Genomic DNA, 5,756 nt, shown 5'->3' on the forward strand with positions numbered 1-5,756 from the left:
CCCCTCACGCGTGTGCGGGGCACAATGCATACCGTGAACGCCGACAGCCGAAGGGTGACGCGCAGCGTCCCGAGCCGCCTGGCCGCCCCCGCCGGGGTGCTCGCGGCCGTCGCCGCCGCCTTCGCCTACGTGGGCACGGTGGACCCCAACGAACCCGGCCACTACCCCGTCTGCCCGCTGCTGCACTACACCGGCCTGTACTGCCCCGGCTGCGGCGGACTGCGCAGCGCGCACGCCTTCGTCCACGGCGACGTCGCGGCGGCGCTCCAGGACAACGCGCTCGCCGTCCTCGGCTATCTGGGCTTCGCCGTACTGTGGACCGTATGGGTGGTCCACGCGGTTCGCGGGCGCCCCCTGCGGATCGATCCCCGGCCGGCGCAGGTGTGGAGCCTCGGCGTCTTGCTGCTGGTCTTCACGGTTGTCCGGAACCTGCCCTTCGGTGGCTGGCTCCACCCTTGATCAACGGGCAGACGTCCAGGTAGGGGGACCGGCGTCAACCGGATGTGAGGCCTACGCCCCGCTGCGGATACCATCGCAGTGACCATCGGTTTTCGACTGGTCGCTGGAACTGTCAACCGTTTGGAAGGGGGCCGCTCGCGTGAGTGTGCTCGACGAGATCATCGACGGAGTCCGTGCCGACCTCGCGGAGCGGCAGGCGCGCGTCAGCCTCGACGAGCTCAAGGAGCGCGCGGCGAAGGCTCCCGCGGCCAAGGACGGCGCGGCGGCACTCCGCGGCGACGGCGTCAAGGTCATCTGCGAGGTCAAGCGCTCCAGCCCGTCCAAGGGCGCGCTGGCCGCGATCGCCGACCCGGCCGGGCTCGCCGCGGACTACGAGGCGGGCGGCGCGGCCGTCATCTCGGTGCTCACGGAACAGCGGCGCTTCGGAGGCTCGCTCGCCGACCTCGAGGCGGTCCGCGCCCGTGTCGACATCCCGGTGCTCCGCAAGGACTTCGTCGTCACGTCGTACCAGCTCTGGGAGGCCCGGGCCTACGGCGCCGACGTCGTCCTGCTGATCGTCGCGGCCCTCGACCAGCCCGCCCTGGAGTCCCTCATCGAGCGCGCCGAGTCCATCGGGCTCACCCCGCTCGTCGAGGTGCACGACGAGGACGAGGTCGAGCGGGCGGTCGACGCGGGCGCCCGCGTGATCGGCGTCAACGCGCGCAACCTCAAGACCCTCGAGGTCGACCGCGGCACCTTCGAGCGCCTGGCCCCCGAGATCCCCGACCACATCATCAAGATCGCCGAGTCCGGCGTCCGCGGCCCGCACGACCTCATCGCCTACGCCAACGCCGGCGCCGACGCGGTCCTGGTCGGAGAGTCCCTCGTCACCGGCAAGGACCCCAAGACGGCGGTCTCCGACCTGGTGGCAGCGGGCGAACACCCCGCACTCCGGCACGGCCGGAGCTGATCTCCCGCTAGGCTTGCCCCGATGACTCTCACCATGACGACCGTGGACCGGTACGCCCGCCTCGCGCGCGGCTGCCGCCCCCGCGGCTGCCGCGCCCCGGCCCGCCGGGTACACGGCCGCCGCGTGCGGTACGTCATCGGTGATGAGCCGGGCCAGGTGAATGGCATGCGATGGCAGCAGCGCCCCGTAAGGGGCGCGGGGCTCTGTTTGATTTGCGGCTACCGCCGCGCGGGCGCGACAAGCCACTGACGGCCCGCAGCCGACAACCGATTCCCCGCCCCCACGGCGACTAGTGCATCCAACACACTCACCGTGAGGTATCCGCATGCCCAGTCAGTTCTTCATCCCCGACCCCGAGGGACAAACCCCCAACCCCGAAGGCTACTTCGGGGCATTCGGCGGCAAGTTCATTCCGGAGGCCCTCGTCGCCGCAGTCGACGAAGTAGCCGTCGAGTACGACAAGGCCAAGCACGACCCTGAGTTCGCCAGGGAACTCGACGACCTCCTGGTCAACTACACCGGCCGCCCGTCGGCGCTCACGGAGGTGCCCCGGTTCGCCGAGCACGCCGGCGGCGCACGGATCTTCCTGAAGCGGGAAGACCTCAACCACACCGGCTCCCACAAGATCAACAACGTGCTCGGCCAGGCCCTGCTCACCCGGCGCATGGGCAAGACCCGCGTCATCGCCGAGACGGGCGCCGGCCAGCACGGCGTCGCCACGGCCACCGCGTGCGCGCTCTTCGGCCTCGAGTGCACGATCTACATGGGCGAGATCGACACCCAGCGCCAGGCCCTCAACGTCGCCCGCATGCGCATGCTCGGCGCCGAGGTCATCTCCGTGAAGTCCGGCAGCCGCACGCTGAAGGACGCCATCAACGAGGCCTTCCGCGACTGGGTCGCCAACGTCGACCACACGCACTACCTGTTCGGTACGGTCGCCGGCCCGCACCCCTTCCCGGCCATGGTCCGCGACTTCCACCGGGTCATCGGCGTCGAGACCCGCCGCCAGCTCCTGGAGCGCGCCGGACGCCTCCCCGACGCGGCCGTCGCCTGCGTCGGCGGCGGCTCCAACGCCATCGGCCTCTTCCACGCCTTCATCCCGGACACGGACGTACGCCTCATCGGCTGCGAGCCGGCGGGCCACGGCGTCGAGACCGGTGAGCACGCGGCCACCCTGACCGCCGGCGAGCCCGGCATCCTGCACGGCTCGCGCTCGTACGTCCTCCAGGACGAGGAGGGCCAGATCACCGAGCCGTACTCGATCTCGGCCGGTCTGGACTACCCGGGCATCGGCCCCGAGCACTCCTACCTCAAGGACTCCGGCCGCGGCGAGTACCGCGCGGTCACCGACGACGCGGCCATGCAGGCCCTGCGCCTGCTGTCCCGTACCGAGGGCATCATCCCGGCCATCGAGAGCGCCCACGCGCTGGCCGGCGCCCTGGAGGTCGGCAAGGAGCTGGGCAAGGACGGGCTGATCGTGGTCAACCTGTCCGGCCGCGGCGACAAGGACATGGACACCGCCGCCCGCTACTTCGGCCTCTACGACACCGACGCCGAGGTCGCCGCCGACGCGGACACCGACACCGCCGAGATCGAGGGGGACGCCAAGTGAGCGGCAACATCCGGCTGTTGGGCGACACCCTGGCAGCGGCGAAGTCCGAGGGGCGCTCGGCGCTCATCGCCTACCTCCCGGCCGGGTTCCCGACCGTGGACGGCGGCATCGAGGCGATCAAGGCCGTCATCGACGGCGGCGCCGACATCGTCGAGGTGGGTCTGCCGCACAGCGACCCCGTCCTCGACGGTCCCGTCATCCAGACCGCCGACGACATCGCCCTGCGCGGCGGCGTCAAGATCGCCGACGTGATGCGCACCGTCCGCGAGGCCCACCGGGCCACCGGCAAGCCCATCCTGGTCATGACGTACTGGAACCCCATCGACCGCTACGGCGTCGAGCGGTTCACGGCCGAGCTCGCCGAGGCGGGCGGCGCCGGGTGCATCCTGCCCGACCTGCCCGTGCAGGAGTCGGCGCTGTGGAGGGAGCACGCGGAGAAGCACGGGCTCGCCACGGTCTTCGTCGTCGCCCCCAGCAGCAAGGACGAGCGGCTCGCGGACATCACCGCCGCGGGCAGCGGGTTCGTCTACGCCGCCTCCCTCATGGGCGTCACCGGCACCCGCGCGACCGTCAGCTCGCAGGCCGAGGACCTGGTGGATCGCACCAGGGCGGCCGGCACCGGGCTGCCGGTCTGCGTCGGGCTCGGCGTCTCCAACGCCACCCAGGCCGCCGAGGTCGCCGGCTTCGCCGACGGCGTGATCGTCGGCTCGGCGTTCGTCAAGGCCATGCTGGACGCGCCGGACGACGCGGCCGGTGTCGAGGCCGTCCGCGCGCTCGCGGGTGACCTCGCGAAGGGCGTGCGCGGACAGGCGTAAGAAACCGGGAAGTCATACCGGTCCCTCGTACGAGTGGACCTGGGGCTGGGGAGGCGCGCTGCGCCTCCCCGGTTCGTTTCCGGGGTGTGAGCGAGAAGAACCGTGAGGGAAAGCGCACCGCCCGGGAGAAGCTGGCGGTCGAGCGTGAGAAGCAGAAGTCCGCGGACAAGCGCAGGCGCGCGCTGATCGTGGGCGGGGCCGTCGTCGCCGTCCTGGGTCTCGCGGCGGTGATCGGCGTCGTCGCCGCCAACGCCGGCAAGGAGGACGACAGCGAGGCGTCGGGCCCGGTCGTGGCCCCCTCGGGAGCGCAGGGCAAGGACGGCCTCGCCATCCCGGTCGGCAAGGACAGCGCCAAGTCCACGCTCACGGTGTGGGAGGACTTCCGCTGCCCGGCCTGCAAGTCCTTCGAGACGAGGTACCGGCCGGTGATCCACGAGTTGACCGAGGCCGGCGAGCTGAAGGCGGAGTACCACCTGGTCACCCTCATCGACGGCAACATGGGCGGCACCGGCTCCCGCAACGCGGCCAACGCCGCGGCCTGCGCCCAGGACGCCGGGAAGTACCCCGCGTACCACGACGTGCTCTTCGACAACCAGCCCCCCGAGGTCGACGACGCCTACGCCGACAACGGCAAGCTGATCGAGCTGGCGGGCAAGGTCGACGGCCTGGACACCCCGGCCTTCCGCAAGTGCGTGCAGGACGGCACGCACAACGGCTGGGTCGCCAAGTCCCATCAGGCCTTCAACAAGGGCGGCTTCTCGGGCACGCCGACCGTGCTGTTCAAGGGTGAGAACATCTACCAGGACCGGGCGATGACCCCGGCGAAGCTGAAGAAGATGGTGCTGGAGGCGAACAAGGGGTAAGGGCTTTTCTCTCGCCCCCGTTATGGACCCGTAGCCGGGCCGCCTGCCGTGGGCCCGGTGCGGCAGGGTAGCGTCGACCTTGCCATGGAACTTGCCTTCATTCCCAGCCCGTCGCGCGGGGTGCTGTACCTCGGCCCCATTCCGCTGCGCGGCTACGCGTTCTGCATCATCATCGGCGTCTTCGTTGCCGTCTGGCTCGGCAACAAGCGCTGGATCGCCCGGGGCGGGCGGGCCGGCACGGTGGCCGACATCGCGGTCTGGGCCGTGCCCTTCGGCCTGGTCGGCGGTCGGCTCTACCACGTGATCACGGACTACGAGCTGTACTTCAGCGAGGGCCGTGACTGGGTGGACGCCTTCAAGATCTGGGAGGGCGGTCTCGGTATCTGGGGCGCGATCGCGCTGGGTGCGCTGGGCGCGTGGATCGGCTGCCGTCGCCGGGGCATCCCGATGCCGGCCTACGCCGACGCCGTCGCCCCGGGCATCGCCCTCGCCCAGGCCATCGGCCGCTGGGGCAACTGGTTCAACCAGGAGCTGTACGGCAAGCCGACCGACCTGCCGTGGGCCCTGGAGATCACGTCCTCGGCGGACGGGCGGGTGCCGGGCACCTACCACCCGACGTTCCTGTACGAGTCGTTGTGGTGCATCGGCGTCGCGGTCCTGGTCATCTGGGCCGACCGCCGCTTCCGGCTCGGACACGGGCGGGCGTTCGCGCTGTACGTCGCCGCGTACTGCGCGGGGCGTGGATGGATCGAGTACATGCGCGTCGACGACGCCCACCACATTCTGGGCCTCCGGCTGAACGTGTGGACCGCGATCTTCGTGTTCCTGCTCGCGGTCGCCTACCTGGTGATCTCGTCGAAGAAGAGCCCCGGCCGGGAAGACGTCGTGGAGCCCGGCGCGGCGGCCTCCGGCGGTGAAGCCGACGGGGGCGAGAAGGCCGATGACGCCGTCGGCAAGGACGACGAGGCCGAGGACGAGGCGAAGGACGACGAGGCCAAGGACGGGGCCGGGTCGGCGAAGAAGACCTGACCGTCCCCCCGTACGTGTATGTGTGACCG

Annotated in this window: 7 protein-coding genes; all 7 read left to right on the forward strand. The window is 71.0% G+C overall.

What is annotated here, in order from left to right; all coding sequences use genetic code 11:
• The first annotated feature begins 24 nt into the window (after positions 1 to 24).
• The 7 genes from ACFTZL_RS39940 (at position 25) to lgt (ending at position 5,727) form a co-directional block, all read left to right on the forward strand.
• Positions 25 to 459, forward strand: a complete 435-nt coding sequence (locus tag ACFTZL_RS39940) for a DUF2752 domain-containing protein (protein ID WP_382593962.1) — start codon at positions 25 to 27, stop codon at positions 457 to 459.
• 139 nt (positions 460 to 598) lie between these two features.
• Complete coding sequence (gene trpC / locus ACFTZL_RS39945; protein WP_184596632.1) at positions 599 to 1,408, forward strand: indole-3-glycerol phosphate synthase TrpC; 810 nt, start codon at positions 599 to 601, stop codon at positions 1,406 to 1,408.
• Positions 1,409 to 1,441: 33 nt separating this feature from the next.
• On the forward strand, positions 1,442 to 1,657 hold the full coding sequence (gene trpM / locus ACFTZL_RS39950; RefSeq protein ID WP_382593966.1) for a tryptophan biosynthesis modulator TrpM: 216 nt from the start codon (positions 1,442 to 1,444) through the stop codon (positions 1,655 to 1,657).
• A gap of 76 nt (positions 1,658 to 1,733) precedes the next feature.
• On the forward strand, positions 1,734 to 3,020 hold the full coding sequence (gene trpB, locus ACFTZL_RS39955; RefSeq protein ID WP_382593950.1) for a tryptophan synthase subunit beta: 1,287 nt from the start codon (positions 1,734 to 1,736) through the stop codon (positions 3,018 to 3,020).
• Positions 3,017 to 3,835: a tryptophan synthase subunit alpha gene (gene trpA / locus ACFTZL_RS39960; RefSeq protein WP_382593953.1), complete on the forward strand. Its 819-nt coding sequence runs from the start codon at positions 3,017 to 3,019 to the stop codon at positions 3,833 to 3,835. Before trpB ends, trpA begins: the two co-directional genes overlap by 4 nt.
• Before the next feature lie 86 nt (positions 3,836 to 3,921).
• Positions 3,922 to 4,698: a DsbA family protein gene (locus tag ACFTZL_RS39965; protein ID WP_382593956.1), complete on the forward strand. Its 777-nt coding sequence runs from the start codon at positions 3,922 to 3,924 to the stop codon at positions 4,696 to 4,698.
• A gap of 84 nt (positions 4,699 to 4,782) precedes the next feature.
• Positions 4,783 to 5,727 (forward strand): prolipoprotein diacylglyceryl transferase, encoded by a 945-nt coding sequence (lgt, locus tag ACFTZL_RS39970; protein WP_382593959.1) that lies wholly within the window; start codon positions 4,783 to 4,785, stop codon positions 5,725 to 5,727.
• The last annotated feature ends 29 nt before the right edge of the window (positions 5,728 to 5,756 follow it).

The sequence above is a fragment of the Streptomyces sp. NPDC056948 genome (assembly GCF_042674225.1).
Classification (GTDB): domain Bacteria; phylum Actinomycetota; class Actinomycetes; order Streptomycetales; family Streptomycetaceae; genus Streptomyces; species Streptomyces purpurascens.